This window comes from Streptomyces sp. NPDC029169, assembly GCF_055563935.1.
The window spans coordinates 92046-112611 of sequence record NZ_JBVHXA010000006.1 but is presented as its reverse complement, the minus strand read 5'-3'; the positions used below and the strand labels follow the sequence as shown (position 1 = coordinate 112611).

Annotated in this window: 16 protein-coding genes; 9 read left to right on the top strand and 7 right to left on the bottom strand. The window is 73.4% G+C overall.

The window, feature by feature from the left end:
* Positions 1-53 precede the first annotated feature (53 nt).
* The 3 genes from ACZ4VI_RS13770 to ACZ4VI_RS13760 all read left to right on the top strand — a co-directional run bounded on the left by ACZ4VI_RS13770 (position 54) and on the right by ACZ4VI_RS13760 (position 1556).
* A complete protein-coding gene (locus ACZ4VI_RS13770; RefSeq protein WP_467999402.1) occupies positions 54-755 on the top strand; it encodes a DUF6338 family protein in 702 nt (233 codons plus the stop codon).
* Positions 727-891, top strand: a complete 165-nt coding sequence (locus tag ACZ4VI_RS13765; RefSeq protein WP_467999401.1) for a hypothetical protein — start codon at positions 727-729, stop codon at positions 889-891. The genes ACZ4VI_RS13770 and ACZ4VI_RS13765 overlap by 29 nt, the downstream gene beginning before the upstream one ends.
* 92 nt (positions 892-983) lie before the next feature.
* Positions 984-1556: a dihydrofolate reductase family protein gene (locus tag ACZ4VI_RS13760; RefSeq protein ID WP_467999400.1), complete on the top strand. Its 573-nt coding sequence runs from the start codon at positions 984-986 to the stop codon at positions 1554-1556.
* Between the two features lie 22 nt (positions 1557-1578).
* On the opposite strand, the gene ACZ4VI_RS13755 is transcribed toward ACZ4VI_RS13760, so the two are convergent.
* Positions 1579-6630 (bottom strand): CHAT domain-containing protein, encoded by a 5052-nt coding sequence (locus tag ACZ4VI_RS13755; protein ID WP_467999399.1) that lies wholly within the window; start codon positions 6628-6630, stop codon positions 1579-1581.
* A gap of 147 nt (positions 6631-6777) precedes the next feature.
* Entirely contained in the window at positions 6778-7479 is a 702-nt protein-coding gene (locus tag ACZ4VI_RS13750) for a TetR/AcrR family transcriptional regulator (protein WP_467999398.1), read from the bottom strand.
* A 97-nt stretch (positions 7480-7576) separates the two neighbouring features.
* On the opposite strand from ACZ4VI_RS13750, the gene ACZ4VI_RS13745 reads away from it, so the two are divergent.
* Positions 7577-9211, top strand: coding sequence for an amidohydrolase (locus tag ACZ4VI_RS13745; protein ID WP_467999397.1), 1635 nt, complete (start codon positions 7577-7579; stop codon positions 9209-9211).
* 2 nt (positions 9212-9213) lie between these two features.
* Here ACZ4VI_RS13745 and ACZ4VI_RS13740 read toward each other — a convergent pair whose 3' ends face one another.
* Positions 9214-10308 carry a LacI family DNA-binding transcriptional regulator gene (locus tag ACZ4VI_RS13740; protein WP_467999396.1) on the bottom strand — a complete coding sequence of 365 codons (1095 nt, stop codon included), beginning with the start codon at positions 10306-10308 and terminating at the stop codon, positions 9214-9216.
* Between the two features lie 146 nt (positions 10309-10454).
* Here ACZ4VI_RS13740 and ACZ4VI_RS13735 point away from each other — a divergent pair, with 146 nt between their 5' ends.
* The 5 genes from ACZ4VI_RS13735 (at position 10455) to ACZ4VI_RS13715 (ending at position 15772) form a co-directional block, all read left to right on the top strand.
* Entirely contained in the window at positions 10455-12086 is a 1632-nt protein-coding gene (locus tag ACZ4VI_RS13735; RefSeq protein ID WP_467999640.1) for an ABC transporter substrate-binding protein, read from the top strand.
* Positions 12087-12157: 71 nt separating this feature from the next.
* Positions 12158-13111, top strand: coding sequence for an ABC transporter permease (locus ACZ4VI_RS13730; protein ID WP_467999395.1), 954 nt, complete (start codon positions 12158-12160; stop codon positions 13109-13111).
* Complete coding sequence (locus tag ACZ4VI_RS13725; RefSeq protein WP_467999394.1) at positions 13108-13986, top strand: ABC transporter permease; 879 nt, start codon at positions 13108-13110, stop codon at positions 13984-13986. The genes ACZ4VI_RS13730 and ACZ4VI_RS13725 overlap by 4 nt, the downstream gene beginning before the upstream one ends.
* A 5-nt stretch (positions 13987-13991) precedes the next feature.
* Positions 13992-14963 carry an ABC transporter ATP-binding protein gene (locus ACZ4VI_RS13720; protein WP_467999393.1) on the top strand — a complete coding sequence of 324 codons (972 nt, stop codon included), beginning with the start codon at positions 13992-13994 and terminating at the stop codon, positions 14961-14963.
* A complete protein-coding gene (locus ACZ4VI_RS13715) occupies positions 14960-15772 on the top strand; it encodes an ABC transporter ATP-binding protein (protein ID WP_467999392.1) in 813 nt (270 codons plus the stop codon). Before ACZ4VI_RS13720 ends, ACZ4VI_RS13715 begins: the two co-directional genes overlap by 4 nt.
* 63 nt (positions 15773-15835) lie before the next feature.
* On the opposite strand, the gene ACZ4VI_RS13710 is transcribed toward ACZ4VI_RS13715, so the two are convergent.
* Genes ACZ4VI_RS13710 through ACZ4VI_RS13695 form a run of 4 tightly spaced genes read right to left on the bottom strand, consistent with a single transcriptional unit; the run spans position 15836 to position 20559 of the window.
* Entirely contained in the window at positions 15836-17209 is a 1374-nt protein-coding gene (locus ACZ4VI_RS13710; RefSeq protein WP_467999391.1) for an alpha/beta hydrolase, read from the bottom strand.
* Positions 17206-18540, bottom strand: a complete 1335-nt coding sequence (locus ACZ4VI_RS13705) for an MFS transporter (RefSeq protein ID WP_467999390.1) — start codon at positions 18538-18540, stop codon at positions 17206-17208. The genes ACZ4VI_RS13710 and ACZ4VI_RS13705 overlap by 4 nt, the downstream gene beginning before the upstream one ends.
* Before the next feature lie 34 nt (positions 18541-18574).
* A complete protein-coding gene (locus tag ACZ4VI_RS13700) occupies positions 18575-19039 on the bottom strand; it encodes a MaoC family dehydratase (RefSeq protein WP_467999389.1) in 465 nt (154 codons plus the stop codon).
* The gene (locus ACZ4VI_RS13695; protein WP_467999388.1) at positions 19036-20559 is read right to left on the bottom strand and encodes an acyl-CoA synthetase; all 1524 of its coding nucleotides are present in this window, start codon (positions 20557-20559) and stop codon (positions 19036-19038) included. The genes ACZ4VI_RS13700 and ACZ4VI_RS13695 overlap by 4 nt, the downstream gene beginning before the upstream one ends.
* Positions 20560-20566 lie beyond the last annotated feature (7 nt).

Sequence of the window (20566 nt, the reverse complement as noted above, 5' to 3'; positions counted from 1 at the left end):
CGGCGTACGGTGTGAGCCGGTGAGTTCGTCACGTGCGGGACGGGAGGGAAGCGATGGTTCCGGGGACGGTGCAGCAGCTGACGATTCTGCTGGTTCTGGTCCTGCCCGGGGTCTTCTACCAGGCCGTACGCGAGCGTCTGCGCGGCGCCCTGGCGGCGGAGCAGGAGCCGCAGAACCGGATCGTGCGGGCGATCGCGGCGGGGGCTCTCCTCGACGCCGTGTACGCGGTGGCCGCGGGGCCCTGGCTGGTGCGGCTGCTCGCGGGGCAGGGGCAGGGGCCGGTCGCGGGGGTGCTCGCGCGTCCTCGGGAGGCGGGCCTGGCGGCGCTGCTCCTGGTGGTCGTGGTCCCCTCGGGGATCGCCTGGGCGGAGGCCGCCCGGGACCGCCGGCGCAGGAGGGCGCGGTACGAGCCGACTCCGACGGCCTGGGACGCGCTGTTCCGGGACCGTGGTTCGTGTTTCGTCCGGGCCCGGCTCAAGAACGGTCTGTGGGTGGGTGGTTGGCTGGGATCGCGGTCTGCGGTGTCGGCCTATCCGCAGCCCGGCGACATTTATCTGGAGTCCCAGTACCGGATGGCGCCCGACGGCAGGTTCCTCGGGAAGGTGCCCGACACCGGCGGGGTCTATCTGCGGGCCACCGACATCGACGTACTGGAGGTGCTGCTGCGGCCGTCGGCTCCGCCCGCCGTCCCCGCACAGCATCAGCAGGAGGAGGAAGGAGCGTCACATGACGCAGCATCACAGCCCGTCGGATGAGCGGGAGTTGGAGGAGCTGGCTGCGGAGTACTCCGAGCGCCGGACGTACCGGCCGTCCGACGACGCCGCGGAGCCGGACGACGTGCCACAGGCACCGTCGGGCACGGCGATGGGCGAGGCTCCGGCGTCCGACTGAAGCGGCGCGCTCGGTCTCCTGGCGGCTCGGCCGGAGTGGGCTCACCACACATACAGAGGTCCATACATCCCGAACACTGAGGAACAGTCATCATGCGTACTCTGATCAGCACGGCCTTCATCTCGCTCGACGGCGTCGTGGAGGGCCCGGGCGGCGAACCCGGCTACCGGAACTCCGGATGGACCTTCAAGGACGTCGAGTTCGTCCCCGAGGCGTTCGAGATCAAGGGGCGGGAGCAGCAGGAAGCCACCGCGATGCTGCTGGGCCGGGTCAGCTACGAGGCGTTCAGCCCGGTGTGGCCGGACATGGAGGATTTCGCGCGGTACAAGACGATGCCGAAGTACGTCGTCTCCACCACCCTCACCGAGGACGACCTGGTGTCGAACTGGGGCGAGACGACGATCCTGCGCTCGCTCGACGAGGTCGCCGCGCTGAAGGAGACCGAGGGCGGCCCGATCATCGTCCACGGCAGCGCCACGCTGAACCAGGGCCTCTCGGACGCGGGCCTGATCGACCGTTACCACCTGCTCGTCTTCCCCCTGCTGCTCGGCGCCGGCAAGCGCCTGTTCAGCACCACGGACAAGGACACCCAGAAGCTGAAGCTCGTCGAGCACGAGGTCTACAGCAACGGTCTGCAGAAGCAGGTCTTCGACGTCGTCCGCTGACGGCGCGGCCCGACCCCCCGCCTCACGGACCTGTGTGGATGTGCGCCGCCCACAGGTGCGGGGCGCGGGCGAGGCGGCGGCGCAGTTCACGGACCGGACGGTGCAGGGCCGTCGCCGGATCGATCGGCCGGCGCCGCGCCAGGTCGTCCGTCAGCGCCGCGTACAGCTCCTCCGTCAGACGGGTCGCCACCTTGTCCGCGACGGGCCACAGCGTGCCGATCACATGCGGATAGCCGGCCAGTTGGAACGACGACGCCAGCTGCACCGACTCGTCGGGCACCGTGAATCCGCCCTGGGACGTGGAGCAGGCCGACAGGACGGCGAGGACCGCCTCGCCGGGGCGCTGCTCCGCGGCGTCGGCAGCGGTGAGCCGCCCGTCGTGGAGGATCAGCCCGCTCTCGGACGGCGTCTCCGGATCGGTGACGCCGTGGCAGCTGAAGTGGACCCAGGGGTGGGCGGGCAGCGCCCGCCGGACCGCGTCCACGGTGGCCGCGGAGCCCGCGAGCTCGACGTGGTCGGGAAACAGCCTCCGCAGCAGCCTGGCCTCGCGGGAGGCACCGGGCAGGGGCGGGGCGCCGGGTGTCTCGGCCAGGGTGACGATCAGCGGGGCGGGAAGGGTCGTGGCGGCGCCCGCGGGCGCGTTCCGGGCGCGGACCAGGGCGCGCAGCGTCGGCGTGTACGAGGAGACGACCCGGTCCATGACGGTCTCGCCCGCCGTGGTGTCGGTTCGCCCGGCGGCGTGCAGCGGCAGCAACGACAGCCATCCGGTGGGGCACCACCAGAGCCGGGTCCACGGCGCGTGCGCGTCGTCGCGCGGGGCGGCGGTGCGCAGGCCCAGCCGGTCGAGGACCGGTGCGGCGACGGCGGTCCAGAGCCACTCCAGGGTGTCGGACAACGTCCGCATCGCGGCGACGGCCTGCCGTGGCCCCCGTTCGCCGTACGCGTCGTCGACGGCCTCGACGAACTCCGTCGCCCGGTTGAGGACCTCCTCCGGGGTGAGGGCCGGCAGCGGGACGACCTGGATGCCGTCGTCCGCGGTGACGAGGATCGCGTCGGAGCGGTACTGGCTGACGTTGACCACGACGACCGGTCCCCCGGACGCCGCGCCGCGCAGCTCCGCCGCCGACGGCGGGGTCAGGAAGCCTTCGAGGCCGGGGAGGCGGCGGATGCGGTCGAGGAGTTCGTCCCACGTCCGGGCCAGGGCGTGCCGTGACTCGGCGAGCAGCCCGGCGTCCGACGTGCCCGTCGCGCCAAGGCCGGTGGGAACCGTCCCGGAACCGGCACTCAGGGCATCCCGGACCCGCTCGAACTCGGCGGCCAGGGCAGGGTCGACCGTACGGAGCCGGGAGAGGTCGCCGCGGGTCTCCAGGCCCTGGGCGAGCAGCACGCCACGGCCCTGTTCGAGCAGCGTGAGCGCCGCCTCCGGGTCGCCCAGCCGCAGCGCCATCGCGGCGGCGTCGGAGGCGAGGCCCATGCCGGCGACCAGCCGGTCCTCCTGATCGGCGCGGAGGAGACCGCGTTGGGCGATACGGGGCAACAGGCCGACCGCGTAAGAGTAGCCGGCGAGCGCCTCGGCATCCTGACCGTCGACCGCCGCCGCGTCGCCCCACGTGCGGGCGGCGAGCAGTCGTCTGGCCACGGAGGCGACCGGGCTGTGTGCGGCCTGCCGGGCGAGCCGTACGGCCTCGGCGAGGTCCGGGCGGTTGGTGTCGTCCGGCCGGTCGGTGACGGCGGCGCGGTCGGCGGCGGCGCCGTCGAGTCGGCCGTGCTCCGTGCTGTCGAGTCGGCCGTCCTGCGCGCTGTCGCGTGGGCCGGGCGTCGCGCTCGGTGTGGCGCGGAGGCGGGCGAGCGAGAGTTGGGTTCGGGCCAGGGTCCACTGGGCGTGGGACTGTTCGGGGTGGAGTTCGGGCAGTCGGCCGAGTGCCTCCCGCGCCGCGCTCGCCGCGCGGTCGAGCAGGGGGCGGAGTGCCGGATCGGTCGTGTCCTCGGCCAGATCCGCGGTCGCCAGGCACGTGCCGGCCAGGTTGATCAGGGCGGCGGTCCGCCGGGGGTGCCCGTCGTCGAGGCTCGCGACGGCCTCCTCCAGGACGCGCCTCGCCTCCGCGAGCAGTACCGGATCCCCGGTCCCGCCCGGGGCGGGGAGTGCGATGCGGTGCAGCAGGACGCCGAGGTTGATCCGAGCGATGTCCCTGCCGTGCGCCTCGCCGCGGTCGAGGGCGATCGCCTCACGCAGCCGTTCCACCGCCTCGTCGGCGAGGGCCCGCTCCCACGTGTCCTCGTACCGGACCCTTAGCGCCTCGGCGAGGTTGGCGAGCTGGACGGGGCGTTCGAAGGAGTCCGGCGGGCTCTGCTCGACGGCCCGGCGCAGGAGCGTCACGGCCTCGTCGAGCCAGGTGCGGTCGCCGGTGAGGCGCGCACGCCGCATCAGCACGATGCCCAGGTTCATGAGGACGCCCGCGTGTCCCGTGTGGTGGGCGGGGACGACGGCGGCGGCCTCGCGCAGGACGCCGATCGCGGTGGCCATGAGCGTGTCGTCGGCGGTGTCGGCGGCCTTGCCGCCGAGCACGTTGCCGTAGCTGGTGAGCAGGGCGTGACGGTGGCGGGGATCGTGGGGGCCGGCGAGCACGGCGCGGTAGTGCTCCAGCGCCTCGTCGCGCAGCGATTCGTCGCGGGTGCGGACGTGCTGCTCGGCGAGGGTGCCGGCGAGGCCGGCCCGGGCGTGTGCCTCGGAAGTCCGCCGCGTACCGGCCCCGCTTCGGCGGGCTCCGTACGTGACGGCGCCGTGCGCGCCGGTGCCGTGCGCGCCGGTGCCGTGCGTGCCGGTCTCCTGTGCCGCGGCGACGGCCTGCCGGTGCCAGTGGACGGCCTCTTCGAGCGGTGCGCCGTCGCCGGTGAAGCGGGCGAAGGTACGGAGGGCGCTGCCCAGGCGGGACAGGTTCTCGCTCCGGCCAGGCACGGTGGGTCCGGCGGTACGGACCGCCTCGCGCAGCACCTCGACGGCTTCCTGGACGAGGCCGACGTCCGAGCGGAGCTGGGCGAGGTGGTGGAGCGCCTCCCCCAGGCTGCCGAGGCAGTGGGCGGCGTAGCGGTCGCCGGGCGGGGCGGCGGCGACGGCGTCCCGGTGTGCCCGCACCGCCTCGGCGAGCAGGGCCCCGTCGGCGGTGAGGTCGGCGAGGCTCGCAAGGGCGACGCCGAGGTTCGAGCAGCTCATCGCCCGCTGGTGCCCGCTCGTGCGCGGGGTGGCGGCCACGGCCAGGCGGAGGACGCGTACGGCCTCCGCGTACGCATCCGGGTCGTTCACCGTGGCGGCGTGCTCGAAGTGGACACCGCCCAGTTCGAACAGATACTCCGGGCGTCGCGGATCGCCCTCGCCCAGCAGGTCGATGACGCGCCGGATCAGGGCGATGCCCTCCCGCCGCGCGCCGTCGTCGTCGGCCCGGTTGCCCCGCTGAGCCAGCGCATGCCCGAGCGCGAACGTCACGTCGGCCAGGTCACCGCCGAGCGACTCCGTCAGCGTGAGGCACTCCTCCAACGTCCGCTCCGCCTCGACGTCGGCCGCCGCGGCCGTCGCCCCCGTGCCGTTCCCCAACGCCTGAAGCGCCCGCCCCAGTTCGAGGAGCACGCGGGCCCGCAGGGCGGAGTGCGCCGGGAGGTCCGCGGCGAGGCCGCGCAGCAGGGTGAGCGGTTCGGCGAGCGCGTCGGGGGCGCCCACGGCGTCGGCGCGCAGTCGCAGCAGGTCGGCGAGGGTCACGCCCCGGCTCACATGGCGCGGGTCGTCGGCCCCGTTGGCCTCCAGCGCGCTCCGGGCGTACTCGATCGCGGCGTCCAGGTCGGCGAGGACGCCCGTCTCGAGGTACCGGGAGCGCAGGACCTCGGCCAGGACGTACTGGGCCTGGGTATGGGCCGGGTGACCGGGCGGGGCCGCCGCCAGGGCGTCACGCGCGGCGCCGTGCGCGTCGTCGAGAGCGGCGGGGCTTCTGGCGCTGCCCGTGGGCCCGTTGAGGACGAGGGCGAGGTTCGCGAGGTAGAAGGAGGCCTCGACGGGGTTGCCCGCGGCTTCGGCGGCGCTCCGGCAGGTGTCGATGCCCTCGTCGTACAGCGCGGTGCCGTCCTGCCCGTCGGGGGTGTCCACCGGGGCCAGCGAGAGGGTGACCAGCGCCATCCCGAGATCGGCGAGGTGCGCGGCGGGGGTCGGCCGGTCCGGGGTCGCGGCGGCGGCGGAGCGGCGCAGGAGGTCGACGGCCTCGGGCAGGAGAGCCGGGTCGCGGAGGCGCGCGGCGGCGTCGGAGAGGGCGGAGCCGAGCAGGGCGAGATGCAGGACGTGGTGAGGATCCCCCGGCTCGCCGCCCCGTAACGCCTGCCGCAGCACGGCCACGCTCTCGCGTGCGGTGTCCGGGTCGGCCGTGGCCTCCGCCGCGTGCTTCAGTACGAGCCCCAGGTTGCCGAGTCTGCGGGCCTGTTCGGTCCGCTCGCCGGGCGCGGCGGCCACGGAGGCGCGGCTGTGGTGCACCGCCTCGGCGAGCAGCTCGGGGCCGCCGCCGTCCCGGAACGCGTAGAGCATGGTGAGGCCGAGGTCGGAGAGGCAGGTGCCCTGTTCGGCGCTGCCCTCCGGGAACCCCTGGACGGCGTGGCGCAGCAGGACGGCCGCGGCGGGCAGCAGGCCGGGGTTGCGGTGCCGCGTGTACACGGCGAGGACTCCGGCGCCCGCCCGGTACGCGACGCCGGGGTCGGCGTCGGCACCGTCGGGCTCGCCCGCGAGGAGCGCGAGGGCCGGGCTGAGGACGGGCGGTGGGTGGCTGGGTGAGACGCGGTGGATGTCGAGGAAGCAGAGGACGGCGGAGCCGAGTGCCTCCATGTCGGCCTCCTCGCCTGCGAGATGGCGGCACCAGTCGTAGTAGCCGATCGCCTGGACGGCGACGAGCATGATCTGCCCGTCCGGCAGCGTTCCGGCGCGGCGCACGTCGTCGGCGGCCGCGGCTGCCTCGTCGGTCAGGAACCAGCGCAGCGCGTCGGGATCGTGGTCCACGCTCAGGACGCGGTCCAGAATGCGCTGTGCTGCCTGCTCGGCGTTCATGTTCCGCGCCACCCCCGACTGCGTACCCCGAAACCGCGTTCCCGGACGCGTTGCCCGACTGTGTTGCCACCCCGTCCGGTCAACGTAGCTCAGCGGAACGGGCGTTCATCAGGCGGGCCCCCGTGACGTGGCCCGTCGCCCCGCTCGTCAATACGCCGCGAGCCGCGCCTCCGCCGCGTCCAGCATCAGCTCCAGGGCGAAGGGGTAGCCGCTGTCCCGCATGTCCGCGGCGAGCAGCGGGAACGTCGCCGCGATGTTCGGATGCGTCTCCGGTGGCAGCTTTCCGTACGAGGCGAGCCACACCTCCTCGTCCGCCTCACGCGCCGGGTCCGGCAGCGCGAGCGCGGCGGCGTCCAGGGCCGCGAAGGCCAGGGCCTGGTCGACGAAGGCATGGTAGAGCCGTACGGCGGTCGCGTCGGGGAAGCCTGCCCCGCGCAGGATGCCGAGGATCCGCTCCACCGCCGCCGTCTCGTGGACGCGGCCCGTCGTCCGGTGGGCTGCGAGGAGAGCCGCCTGCGGGTTGGCGAGATACACGGAGTGGATCCGCAGGCCCATCTCGCGGAGGTCGGCCCGCCAGTCACCGGACGGCTCCCAGCCGTGCTGCGCGCGTCCGACGAACTCGTCGGACAGGGCGAGCAACAGGTCGTCGGTGTTGCGGAAGTAGCGGTAGAGGGAGCTGGGGTCGGCGCCGAGGGCCGCGCCGAGCCGCCGTACGGACAGGGCGTCCGCGCCGTGCTCGCCGACGAGGCGCAGGGCGGTCTCGATGATCAGCCGCTCCGAAAGGACGGCGCCTTGCTTGGTGGGCCTGCGGCGCCGCCGCTGCCCCTCGGGGACCACTCGCTCGACCATGCGGGGACCTTATGACAACGCCATTGACATGTAAATGGCCCACCCAGTTGCATGTCCGTTCACCACGCCTCCACCCTCTCTTGCTCTGGAGCACCCCTTGACCAAGGCCGATCTGGTCTTCACCCATGGCCCTGTCCACACCGGCGATCCGGCCCGCACCCGCGCGTCGAGCCTGGCCGTCACCGGCGAGCGCATCAGCGCCGTCGGTCATGACGAGGTGCGCGAGCTCATCGGCCCGGGCACCGAAGTCGTCGACCTGCGAGGCAGGTTGCTGCTCCCGGGCTTCCAGGACGCGCATGTCCACGCCGTGTTCGGCGGGACGGAGCTGGCCGAGTGCGATCTGACCGGCACGGTCGGCGTCGAGGACTATCTGGCCCGGATCCGGGATTTCGCCGACGCGCACCCGGACCGGCCCTGGATCACGGGCAGCGGCTGGTCGATGGAGAGCTTCGAGGGCGGTGTGCCCACCCGGCAGTTGCTCGACTCGGTGGTCCCCGACCGGCCGGTCTACCTCGTCAACCGGGACCACCACGGCGCCTGGGCCAACACCCGCGCCCTCGAACTCGCCGGGCTCACCCGGGAGACCCCCGACCCCGCCGACGGCCGCATCGAGCGCGAGCCGGACGGCACCCCGAGCGGCACCTTGCAGGAGGGCGCCACCGGCCTCGTCTCCCGCCTCGTGCCGCCGAGCACCGCCACCGACCGGCTCGCCGGTCTGCTGCGCGCGCAGGAGCTGCTGCACTCGCTCGGCATCACCGGCTGGCAGGACGCCATGCTGGGGGTGTTCGCGGGGCACCGCGATCCCTCCGACGCGTATCTCGCGGCGGCCCGCGCGGGGACGCTGACCGCCCGGGTCAACGGGGCGCTGTGGTGGGACCGCAAGCGGGGAGCGGAGCAGATCGACGAACTCGTTGCGCGACGCCGGGAGTTGTCGTACGGACGCTTCCGGGCCGGCTCGGTGAAGATCATGCAGGACGGCGTCGCCGAGAACTTCACAGCCGCGATGACGACTCCGTACCTGGACGGCTGCGGCTGCGCCACCGCCAACTCGGGCCTGAGCTTCGTCGATCCGCTCGCCCTGCGCTCGTACGTGACCCGGCTCGACGCCCTCGACTTCCAGGTCCACTTCCACGCGCTCGGCGACCGCGCGGTGCGTGAGGCCCTCGACGCGATCGAGGCCTCGGTCGAGGCCAACGGCCGGCGCGGCAACCGGCACCACCTCGCCCACCTCCAGGTCGTCCACCCCGATGACATGGAGCGGTTCGCGCGGCTCGGCGCCATCGCCAACATCCAGCCGCTGTGGGCCGCGCACGAACCGCAGATGGACGAGCTGACGATCCCCTTCCTCGGGCCCGAACGGGCCGCCTGGCAGTACCCGTTCGGCTCCCTGCTGCGCGCCGGGGCGACCCTGGCGGCGGGCAGCGACTGGCCGGTCTCGAGCCCCGACCCGATCGCGGGCATCCATGTCGCGGTGAACCGGAAGGAGCCCGGCACGGCCGACGAGCGGGTCTTCCTGCCGGAGCAGCGGCTCGACCTCATGACCGCCGTGGCCGCGTACACCGCCGGTTCGGCGCATGTGAACGGGCTCGACGAGACCGGCACGCTGCGGCCGGGCATGCTGGCCGACCTGGTGGTGCTCGACCGTGACATCTTCACCGGGCCGCCGGAGGAGATCGCCGAGGCGAGGGTGCTGAGCACGTACGTCGGCGGCACGCGGGTGTACGCGGCCTGATGTCACACGGACACGGCCTCGCCGCCCGCCCCGCTCCCGCGCCGCCGCGAGGACTCCCGTACCAGGAGACGGGTCGGCACAAGGACCCCCGACGGCTCCTCGTCGCCCTTCTCCAGGGCGGCCACCAGCAGCTCGATGCCGGCCTCGGCGACCGCCTCCGGCTGGAGGCTGAGCGTCGACACCGGCGGGTCGGTGTGCGCGGCGGTCGTGTCCTCGCTCACGCACACCACGAGGAGGTCGCCGGGCACGTCGTGACCGTGACGGCGCGCCGCCTCCAGAACCAGCGGCGGGCTGAGTTCGGCGACGACGAACAAGGCGTCGGGCCGTCCGGCGTCGGGCGACAGCGCCTCGTCCACCGCCCGTACGACCGACGCGTTGCCGGGCTCGGCGGCGAGGGTGATCCGGGGCGTGGCGCCGTGTGCGGCGCACCAGTCGCGGTAGGCGGTGAGGACGCCCTGGTGGAACAGCGTCGTGCTGTCGGGCAGGACGAGCGCGGGCCGCCGCGCGCCCTGCTCCCTGAGGTGGTCCAGGGTCTCGCGGACCGCCGCCCCGGTGTCGACGTCCACCCAGTACGCCCCTGCCCTGCCCTCGACCGAGGCATCGCTGAAGACGGGGATACGGGCGGCGAGCAGCTCCTCGACGACGGCGTCGTCGGCGACCGGATCGGCGACGATCACCGCTTCGAACGGCAGATCGGCCCACTCGCTCTGCAGCGAGCCCGCCGGCAGCATCACGAGCGCGTATCCGCGCCGGAGTGCCGCCGCGGCGACGGCGCTGGTCAACTGGGCGAAGTACGGCGACTCCAGATAGGTCCACGGCCGTGCCGCGAACTCCCCCACCACGTAACCGATCAGCCGGGCCCGTCCCGCGCGCAGCTGGCGCGCGGTGGCGTTGGGCCGGTATCCCATCCTGCGCGCCGTCTCCCTGGCCTTCTCCCGTACGGCCGGGGAGAGCCGTCCCGTGCCGTTGAGCGCGGCCGAGACGGTCGTCTTCGAGAGGCCCGCCTCCCGGGCCACGTCAACGAGACGGACGCGGGGCTGCACGGGGCGCGAGGGGGTCGGCGAGGCGTGCCCGCCGTGCCTCGGAGCATCGGTCATGTGCTGATGCTGCCACCCCTTTGACCTCGGCAGAACCCCTCCCGCAAAGTCCCGCAAAGCCTTGTGCGGGAACGTTCCCGCATCAATACTCGCTCCATCCCCCAGCGCCCGTCACTACACCCGTAAAGGGGTGGGTCTCCTTGCGCATGTCCAGAGCCACCGCACTGCTCGTCTGTTCCGCCGCCGTCGCGGCCACCACCGCCGGGTGTTCCGGCGCGACCGGTGCCGGATCCGGCGGCGGCGACTCCGCCTACACCGTCACCCCCACCTCCCCCGCGGCGCGGGGAGCGCTCGACTCCCTCACCTGGTCGCTGTACGCCGAGCCCTACACGCTCGACTACGCGCTCGCCTACGACTACCCGCCGAACACGGTGCTCGCCAACGTGTGCGAGCAACTGCTGCGGGTCACCCCCGACTTGAAGATCGAGCCCGGGCTCGCGGAGAAGTACGCCAACCCCGACCCGAAGACCTGGGTCTACAGCCTGCGTCCCGGCGTGACGTTCCACGACGGCACGCCCATGACCGCCGATGACGTGGTCGCCTCCCTCAAGCGCCACATGGACCCGGCCACCGGCTCCCCGTGGGGATCGGCGTTCAAGAACGTCGCCTCGATCGCCAAGAGCGGTCCGCTGGAGGTGACGATCAAGCTCACCAGGCCCGACGTCCTGCTCAACGAGCTCCTTGCCGCGTCCCCCGGCACCGTCGAGAGCGCCGCCTTCCTCGCGAAGGCCGGCAAGGACTACGGCGGCCCCAAGGGCAAGGTGAACTGCACCGGCCCGTACGCGCTCGACAACTGGGCCCAGGGCGACAGCGTGACCCTCAAGAAGTACCCGGCGTACTGGGACAAGGCCCTGGCCCCGAAGACCGGCACCGTGAAGTTCACCTTCATCGAGGACCCGGCCGCCCGTACCAGCGCCTTCCTGTCGGGCACGGCCGACGGCGGGTACATGGTGCCCTCGTCCTCGCTGGGGCAGCTGCGCAACACCCCCAAGGGAAAGGTGTACTTCGGCCCCAACACCGCGGCGGCCGACCTCGCTGTCCTCGACTTCGAGGGCACGCTCGGCGACCTCAAGGTCCGCCAGGCCCTCTCCATGGCCCTCGACCGGAAGAACATCGTCAAGGCCGCGGCCGGCGGCATCGGCGTCCCGGCCAAGGCCCCCACCGCACAGGGCGCTTGGGCACTCGTACCGGAGAAGACGGAGGGCTACTTCAAGGCCCTGCCGGAGCCGGTGTACGACGTGGCCGCCGCGAAGAAGCTGATCGAGGAGGCCGGTGCCACCGGTCGCAAGGTCACCCTCGTCACCAGCACGCTCGCCCCGGAGATCAGCGTCGTGGCCAACGCCGTCCAGGCTGCCGGCCGGCAGATCGGGCTCGATGTCCAGCTGAAGTCCGTCGCCCCGGAGGCGTACAGCAGCATCTTCGTCGACCCGACCGCCCGCAAGGGCCTGGACCTGGTCATCACCAACGGGTACGACAGCACGCCCGATCCTCTGGAGTTCTACCAGTACCTGCGCACGGGCGACTTCGGGAACTACGGCAACTGGTCGAACCCTGAGTACGACGCCGCCTTCGACAGGGCGAACGCGGAGCCCGACCCGGCCCGCCGGGCGGACCTGACCGCCGAACTCCAGAAGATCGCCGTGCGCGAGCTGCCCGTCATCCCGCTGTACGAAGCGCCCTTCTCGGTCTTCCTCGGCAGCCGGGTGACGGGCGCGCCGACCGGGATCGCGCAGCTGTACTACCCGTGGGCCGCGACGATCGGGGCCGCTCGGTCATGACGCGCCCTCTCAAGACGCGCAATCTCACGACGCGCAATCTCACGACGCGCCATCTCACGACGCGCTTCCCCATGACGCGCTATCTGGCAGGCCGGCTCGCCGGCCTGGCGACGGTGCTGCTCGTGACCTCGGTCGTGGTCTTCGCCACCGTCCACCTCGCGCCCGGCGACCCGGTGTCCTTCCTGCTCCACGGCCGCCCGGCGACCCCGGAGACGGTCGAAGCGCTGCGCGCCCAGTACCACCTGGACGACCCGCTTCCGGTCCAGTACGGGAAGTGGCTGGGCGGGGTCCTGCACGGCGACTTCGGCCGCTCCTCGCAGTTCCACCAGGACGTCGGCTCCCTGATCGGCTCGCGTCTGCCGGGCACGGCGGTGCTCGTCGGGTACGCGGCGCTGCTCGTCGCCGTCCTCGGCGTGTCCGCCGGCGTCCTGGCCGCCCTGCGGCCCGGGGCGGTGGACCGGGCGGTGCTGCTCGGCACCGGAGTGGCGACGGCGACGCCCTCGTTCGTCAGCGCCATCGCGCTCGTCTCGCTCTTCTCCGTCCAACTGGGCTGGCTTCCCGGGCCCGGTGGCACCCCCGAGACCTTCGGCGACCGGGTCTACCACCTGACGCTGCCGGCCTTCGCGCTGGCGATCACCTTCGCCGGTCTGCTCGCCCGGGTGACCCGGTCGGCGATGCTCGACGAACTGGGGCGCGAGCACGTCGAGGTGGCGCGCGCCCGCGGGGTCGCGGGCGGCGCCGTCGTCCGCCGGCATGTGCTGCGCAACGCCCTGGGCCCGATCGTCACCGTCGGCGGCACCATGCTCGCCGGTCTGCTGATCAGTACGTCGATCGTCGAGACCGCCTTCAACGTGTCCGGCGTCGGCTCGCTGCTCGTGCAGTCGGTGACGGCCAAGGACTTCGCCGTCGTCCAGGCGATCACCCTGCTGAGCGTGACGGCGTTCGTCCTCGTCAATCTGGCCGTCGACCTGCTCGCCCCGCTCGTCGACCCCCGGCTCTCGCTCCACGGGGAGGCGTCCCGATGACCACCACCGCCTCCCCGGCGTCCGGCGCGCTGCGCCGCCGCCCCGGGCTGCGCGCGCTGCGCATCTTCGGGCAGGGCCCGCTGTTCACGGCCTCGGTCGCCGTCCTCGCGGCGCTCGTCCTGGTCGCCGTACTGGCTCCCGTACTCGCGCCGTACGATCCCGAGGCGCTCGACCTGTCGGCGAGCCTGGTGGGCACCGGCGGCGACCATCTCCTCGGCACCGACCAGTCGGGCCGGGACATCCTGTCGCGGCTGCTGCACGGCGCGCGGACGGGGCTGCTCGGACCGCTGCTCGTGGTCGGCGTCTCGACGCTCCTCGGCACGCTGCTCGGTCTCGCCGCCGCCTGGCGCGGCGGCTGGGCGGACGCGGTGCTGTCCCGCTCGATGGACATGGCCTTCGCGATCCCGGGGCTGCTGCTCGCGATCCTGCTCGTGGCGGTCCTCGGCTCGGGCATGACCGCGCCCGTGATCGCCATGGCGGTGGCGTACACGCCGTACGTGGGGCGGCTGGTGCGCGGGATCGCCCGCCAGGAGAAGGCCCGTCCGTACATCGAGTCGTACCGGGTGCAGGGCTGGTCGGGCCTGACGATCTGTCTGCGCCACCTGCTGCCCAACATCGCGCCGACCGTGTGCGCGCAGTCCGCGATGAACTTCGGGTACGCCCTGATGGACCTCGCCGCGCTGTCGTTCCTCGGGTTCGGTGTGCAGCCGCCCACGGCCGACTGGGGAGCCATGATCAACGAGGGCCAGGCGGCGCTCCAGCAGGGGGCCATGCTGCCCGCGCTGGCGCCGTCGGTGTGCGTCGTCCTGGCCGTGGTGGCGTTCGGCATCGTCGGCGAGGGCCTCGCCGACCGGATCGCGAAGCGGGAGCGATGAGCACGATGACATCTGCTGTCCTGGAGATCGACGGGCTCGGGGTCCGGCTGCCGGGCGGTCAGGCGGCCCGGCCCATCCTCGACGGTGTCTCGCTCCGCGTCGCGGCCGGCGAGACGGTCGGCCTGGTCGGCGAGTCCGGGTCGGGCAAGTCGGTGGCGTGCCGCAGCGTGCTCGGCCTGCTGCCGCCCAAGGCCCGGACCACCGGTGAGGTACGGGTCGGGGGCCGCGACGTCCTGACGATGGACCGGACGGAGCTGACCCGGCTGCGCGCCCGGCAGGTCGCGATGATCTACCAGGATCCGCGCGCCTCGGTGAACCCGCTGCGCCGCGTCGGCGACTTCCTCACCGAGGGTCTGCGCGGTGCCGGCACCCCCGCGGCGGCGGCGCTCGCCCGGGCCGAGGAACTCCTCGACGCCGTGGGCATCCGCGATCCGCGGGGCGCGCTGTGCCGCTATCCGCACCAGTTCTCCGGCGGCATGCTCCAGCGGGTGGTGATCGCGGCGGCGCTCGCGGGCGAGCCGGAGCTGCTGGTGGCCGACGAGCCGACCACGGCGCTCGACGTCACCACGCAGGCCGAGATCATCGCGATCCTCACCCGGCTCCAGGCGGAGCGCGGCACCGGCATGCTCTTCGTCACCCATGACCTGGAGCTGGCGTCGGCGACCTGCGACCGGGTGTACGTGATGTACGCCGGCCGGATCGCCGAAACGGCGGACACCGACGCGCTGTTCGACCGGCCGCGCCACCCGTACACGGCGGGGCTGCTCGCCTGCACCCCGCGTATTGAGGCCGAGGCCTCCGCCCCACGGCCCATCCCGGGCCGGCCCGTCTCCCTCGCCGAGGCCCCGCCGGGGTGCGCCTTCGCGGCGCGCTGCGTCCACGCGCAGCCGCGGTGTGTGGCGGAGACACCTGTACTGGCACGCCACGGCGACGGTCTGGCCGCCTGCCACCGCGCGGACGAAGGGATCGCACTGTGACCGCAACCGGGACCGGGCTCGTGGTCGAAGGGCTGTGCAAGCGGTACGGGGACCATCTGGCCGTGGACGACGTGTCGTTCACGTTGGCGCCGGGCGCCTCGCTCGGCATCGTCGGCGAGTCGGGCAGCGGCAAGACGACGACCGTGCGGATGCTCGTCGGTCTGGAGCGGCCCGACGGCGGCCGGGTCCGCATCGGCGGCCGCGACCGCTCGGCGCCGGCCCGCGGGCGGGCCGAACGCCTGGCGCGGGCCCGCGAGATCCAGATGGTCTTCCAGGATCCGTATCTCTCGCTCGATCCGCGGGTGCCGGTGGGCCGCTGCGTCGAGGAGGTGCTGCGCCTGCACGCCCCGATGGAGCGGGGGGCCAGGCAGGCGCGCGTCGCCGAACTCCTCGACCAGGTGGGGCTCGGCGAGCGGGAGGCGGCGGCCCTGCCCGCCAGGCTGTCGGGCGGCCAGCGCCAGCGCGTGGCGATCGCCCGCGCCCTGGCCGCCGAGCCGCGGGTCCTCGTCCTGGACGAGTCGGTGGCGGCCCTGGACGTGTCCATCCAGGCGCAGGTGCTGGAACTCCTGGGCACGATCCGGCGCGAGACGGGCATCGGCTTCCTCTTCGTCACGCACGACCTGGCCGTCGTCCGGCACATCACCGACGAGGTGATGGTGCTCAGGGCGGGCCGGGTGGTGGAGCAGGGCCCCACCACCGACGTACTGGCCGCACCGACCCATCCGTACACCCGCCTGCTGCTCGACTCCGTCCCCCGCCGCGGCTGGAACCCGTCCCTGGCCGCGGCGGACCGCCGGTCCCTGGAGTGACCACGATGCGAAGAGGAGCCAGGCCGGAGAGGTCCGGCCTGGCTCCTCGCCTCATCGGATGTCTCAGTCCAGGTTGTACGGGCGCGGATACGGCCCCGGCTCGAAGCGGGTGTAGCGGGTCGGGGACGACGGATCGGCCCGGTGGGCCGCCGCGTTGAGGGACTCGGGTGAGGTGTCGGGCCAGTGTCCCGTGGCGATCCGCCGCTCCAGGGTGCGCAGGGCGGCGATCTGCTCCCCGGGCGAGAACGTGCAGTGGCCCGCTGCCTCCACGTACGCCTGACGCAGCAGCGGGGCCCGGCCGGCCGCGGTGACGGCCGCGCGGTGGGCGCTCTCCACCCGTACGGGGACCAGGGCGTCGCCCGTGGTGTGGATGTCGAGCTGCGGCTTCGTCAGCTGTCCGGTGAAGGCGATGTTGCGGGCCATGTACGCGACCGCCTCCGGGTCGGCGGAGAGCCGCGGTGCCTGGTCGAGCGCCCGCAGGTCGGCGGTGAGCGAGCGGTCCGCCGCCTTGTACAGGGCCTTGACCTCGGCGTACTGGGCGGAGTGCCGAAGCATCGTCGCGTAGTCGACGCCGGTGTTCCACGACATCGTGCCGCCCGCCCGCACCTCGGCCTCCTGCCGCCAGCGGAAGGCGGGCGCCTGGATCAGCCCCTGGACGGCCCTGAACTGCTGGGCCTCCTGCGCCGCGTGGTCGTCGGGGGCGGGGCGCGGCAGGTCCGGGTCGTTCCAGCCGGGGATCGCGTGCAGCGCGGCGGCGAGCGCGATCTGCGCCCGGCCCTCGGGCGTCCGCTGCGCGTCGGTCACCGCCGCCCCGAGCCGGTCGGCGGCGCGCCCCGCCTCGGCCGCGTCCCGGAATCCGGTGAGCGGGATGTCCGCACCGGGTGCGAGCAGCGTCCTCAGGGCGTACGTGGCGTCGAGCGTGGAGTTCCAGTTGGCCACGCCGCCGTGGACGAGGCCGCACATGGCGAGCGAGCCGTCGACGCGCCCGGGGTGGCGTTCGGCGATCGCGGTGGTGACAAGGCCGCCGTACGACTCGCCCCAGGCGATCGTGCGGCGGGCCTCGCCGACGCGAAGGGTGAACGCGTCGAGCGTGGAGAGCTGGTCGGGCACCGCCTGCTCGACGGCCCACCCGGTGGTCGCGTACGACGAACCGGCCAGCGCGTACCCGCTGTCGAGGAGCAGGGCGCGGGTGGCGTCGTCCGGGGCGTCGGTCGCGGGGTTGGCGGAGCCGGCCGGCCGGTAGCCGTGGCTGAAGAGCAGCACGGTGCCGTTCCAGCGTTCCGGTACGTCGATCTCGTACGCCGCCCCGGAGTCGAGGATCCCGGTCAGGTGACGGGGCGGTGCCGGTGACGGAGTGGCGGCGGTGAGCCCCAGGACCAGGGCGGCGGCAACCGTGGTGGCGGCCGCACCCCGGCGGCGGGAACGCGTGCTGGTCATGGGGCGACTCCTTGCTCGGCCGGGGAGGCGGCGGTCGGGACGGACAGGGAGGTGCGGTGCGTCTCGCCGATGCGCCATACGGCGAGCACGGTGAGCGCGGCGGCGACCAGAAGGAGCAGCGCGACGGGCCCCGTGCCGCCGTACGTGGCGACGAGGGACTGCGCGAGCAGCGGCGACAGGCCGCCGCCGACGAGGGTGGCCGTCTGGTAGCCGAGGGAGGCACCCGTGTACCGCGTCCGCGTGCCGAACAGCTCGGTGAGGAGCGCGGCCAGCGGACCGTACATGATCGACTGGGCGATGCCGTGGCCGATGACGCAGGCCAGGATCAGCAGCCCGGGACGGCCCGAGCCGACGAGCGCGAACACCGGGAACGCGGTGGCCGCCGAGAGGAGCGCGCCGAGGGCGACGACCGGGCGCCGGCCCCAGCGGTCGGACGCGGCGGCCGCCACCGGCAGGACCACGAGCGCGACGGCCGCGGCGCAGGTGACGCCGGTCAGGACCTGTTGCCGGGTGTAGCCGTGGCCGGTGGCGTACGAGATCAGGAACGTCGTCATGACCGACTGGGCGGCGAACGGGGCGATGCCCACCCCGGCCCCGAGCAGCACCGCCCGGGGCCGGCGGAGCACCTCGACCACCGGCGGCCGGCGCCGAGCGGCCCCCCGTGGCCGCTCGGCGCGGAAGAGCGGGCTCTCGGCGACCGAGACCCGGACGTACAGCCCGATCGCGAGCAGCACCACGCTGAGCAGGAACGGGACCCGCCACCCCCAGCTGAGGAAGTCCTCGTCGGGCAGCGTGGACACGGCGGTGACGACGGCGGTCGACGCGAGCGTGCCCGCCGGGGCGCCGAGCTGGGTGAACGCGGTCCACCGGCCGCGCGGTCGGTCCCCGGCGTGCTCGGCGGCCATCAGCGTGGCCCCGCCCCACTCCCCGCCGATCGCGATGCCCTGCACCACGCGCAGCAGGACGAGCAGCACGGGCGCCCACACCCCGATGGCCTCGTACGTGGGCAGCAGGCCGATGAGGAGGCTGCCGGTGCCCATGAGCGTCATCGTCCACAGCATGGACGCCTTGCGGCCGATCCGGTCGCCGAAGTGACCGAAGAGGATGCCGCCGAGCGGCCGGGCGATGTAGCCGGCGGCGAACGTGCCCAGGGCCGCGATGGTGGAGATCGCCGGATCGGCCTCGGGGAAGAACAGCTCGCCGAAGACGAGGGCGGCGACCGTTCCGTAGACCAGGAAGTCGTAGAACTCCACGGCCGAGCCGAGCAGCCCGGACAGTGCCACGCGGCGCAACTGCCGTATGTCTGCGGAGTGTTGCGGAGGAGCGGACATGGCGTACTCCTGGAGGGTGGGGACGGGCGGAGGGTCAGACGTAGAAGCGGGACAGCGAGCGCAGGACGGCGGCCGGCTTGGCGCCGCCCTCGATCTCGACCGTGCCGTCGACCGCGATCTGCACACCGCCGGGGACGTCGTCCACCGAGGCGAGCCGCCCGGCGAGCCGGATGCGGGAGCCCACCGGGACCGGAGCGGGGAAACGGACCTTGTCCAGGCCGTAGTTGACCTTCGTGGCGACTCCCTGGACGTCGAGCAGACCGGTGAAGAGGGGGATGAACAGGGAGAGCGTCAGATAGCCGTGGGCGATCGGCGCGCCGAACGGGCCGGCGGCGGCGCGCTCGGGGTCGGTGTGGATCCACTGGTGGTCGTCGGTGGCGTCGGCGAAGGTGTCGATGCGCTGCTGGGTGATCTCCAGCCAGTCGCTCGTGCCGAGGTCGCCGTCGTTCTCCGCGGCGAGCTTCTTCAGCGCGTCGATGCCGTGCACAGTGATGGTCATGCGGGGTTCTCCTCGGAGTTCGTGAGGCCGTGGATGCGGCGGAGTTCGGGCTTGCGGAGCTTTCCGGAGGCCGTGCGCGGCAGTACGTCGGTCACGACGGCCGTCTTCGGGATCTTGTACGGGGCAAGGCGCCCGGCGAGCGAGGCGAGGACGGCGTCCGTGTCGAGCTCGACGCCCGGGTGCGGCACGAGCACGGCGCGCGGTACCTCGCCCCACTTGGCGTCGGGGACGCCGATGACGGCGCACTCGGCGACGTCGGGGTGGGCGAGCAGCGCGTCCTCGACCTCGGCCGGGTAGATGTTCTCGCCGCCGGAGATGATCATGTCCTTGATCCGGTCGGTGATGGTCACATAGCCGTCGGTGTCGGCACGGGCGGCGTCGCCGGTGTGCAGCCATCCGGCGCCGAGCGCGGCGCCGCTCGCCTCGGGCAGCCCCCAGTAGCCGGACATGACGTGCGGGCCGCGTACGAGCACCTCGCCGGTCTCGCCGGGCGCCGCGTCGCTCCCGTCGGGGCGTACGACGCGGACGTCGGTGAAGAAGTGCGGGACGCCCGCGGAGCCGGCCTTGCTGACGACGTGCTCGGGGTCGAGGAACAGCACCCCGGGCGAGGCCTCCGTCAGCCCGTATCCCTGCTGGAAGACGAGACCCCGCTCCTGGTAGGTGGAGATGAGCCGGCCGGGGACGGGCGAGCCGCCGCAGTTGAGCGTGCGCAGCGACGACAGGTCGGCGTCCGTCCAGCGGGGCGAGCGGGACATCAGGTCGTACATGGTGGGCACGCCGAACATCGCGGTGATGCGGTGGCGTTCGACCAGGTCGAGGGTGGCGTCCGCGTCGAAACGCCCCACCAGGACGCAGGTGCCGCCCTTGAGCAGGACGGGCAGGGCCAGCATGTTGAGGCCCGCGGTGTGGAACAACGGGGCGGTGACCAGGGCCCGTTCGTCGGCGCGCAGTTCGGTGTCGATCAGGACGTTGACGGCGTTCCAGGTGAGGTTGGCATGCGTGAGCATGGCGCCCTTGGCGCGGCCCGTGGTTCCCGAGGTGTACATGATGATGCAGACGTCGTCCCCGGAGACCGGCTCGTCGGGCGGGGAGGCGCCGGTTGAGGAGGAGATCAACTCCTCGTAATCTTCCCCCACTTGAACGCGGCGGACCGATCCGACAGTGGTGCCGTCCGCGCATCCCGGAGCGTGCACCAGGGTGTGCGTGCCCGAGTCGGTGAGCTGGTGGTCGATCTCGGGCGGCGCGAGGCGGGTGTTGAGCGGCACGAAGACCGCGCCGAGCAGTCCGGCGGCGAACAGCGTCTCCAGGAACGACGGATGGTTCGGACCGAGGTAGGCGATCCGGTCGCCGCGGCGCACGCCCCGCGCGCGCAGCGCGGCCGCAAGCCGCGAGACACGGTCGTGCAGCTCGGCGTAGGTCAGGGAGGTCCCCTGGTGGATCAGGGCGGTGCGGTCCGGGGTCTTGCGGGCCCGGCGTGCGGGCCACGAGCCCAGGCCCATGTTCGTACCCTTGTGATGCATCTGGGGC

Coding starts and splice junctions, on each gene's coding strand:
- ACZ4VI_RS13770 (WP_467999402.1), top strand. CDS start 54: ATGGTTCCGGGGACGGTGCAGCAGCTGACGATTCTGCTGGTTCTGGTC.
- ACZ4VI_RS13765 (WP_467999401.1), top strand. CDS start 727: ATGACGCAGCATCACAGCCCGTCGGATGAGCGGGAGTTGGAGGAGCTG.
- ACZ4VI_RS13760 (WP_467999400.1), top strand. CDS start 984: ATGCGTACTCTGATCAGCACGGCCTTCATCTCGCTCGACGGCGTCGTG.
- ACZ4VI_RS13755 (WP_467999399.1), bottom strand. CDS start 6,630: ATGAACGCCGAGCAGGCAGCACAGCGCATTCTGGACCGCGTCCTGAGC.
- ACZ4VI_RS13750 (WP_467999398.1), bottom strand. CDS start 7,479: ATGGTCGAGCGAGTGGTCCCCGAGGGGCAGCGGCGGCGCCGCAGGCCC.
- ACZ4VI_RS13740 (WP_467999396.1), bottom strand. CDS start 10,308: ATGACCGATGCTCCGAGGCACGGCGGGCACGCCTCGCCGACCCCCTCG.
- ACZ4VI_RS13735 (WP_467999640.1), top strand. CDS start 10,455: ATGTCCAGAGCCACCGCACTGCTCGTCTGTTCCGCCGCCGTCGCGGCC.
- ACZ4VI_RS13730 (WP_467999395.1), top strand. CDS start 12,158: ATGACGCGCTATCTGGCAGGCCGGCTCGCCGGCCTGGCGACGGTGCTG.
- ACZ4VI_RS13725 (WP_467999394.1), top strand. CDS start 13,108: ATGACCACCACCGCCTCCCCGGCGTCCGGCGCGCTGCGCCGCCGCCCC.
- ACZ4VI_RS13720 (WP_467999393.1), top strand. CDS start 13,992: ATGACATCTGCTGTCCTGGAGATCGACGGGCTCGGGGTCCGGCTGCCG.
- ACZ4VI_RS13710 (WP_467999391.1), bottom strand. CDS start 17,209: ATGACCAGCACGCGTTCCCGCCGCCGGGGTGCGGCCGCCACCACGGTT.
- ACZ4VI_RS13705 (WP_467999390.1), bottom strand. CDS start 18,540: ATGTCCGCTCCTCCGCAACACTCCGCAGACATACGGCAGTTGCGCCGC.
- ACZ4VI_RS13700 (WP_467999389.1), bottom strand. CDS start 19,039: ATGACCATCACTGTGCACGGCATCGACGCGCTGAAGAAGCTCGCCGCG.
- ACZ4VI_RS13695 (WP_467999388.1), bottom strand. CDS start 20,559: ATGCATCACAAGGGTACGAACATGGGCCTGGGCTCGTGGCCCGCACGC.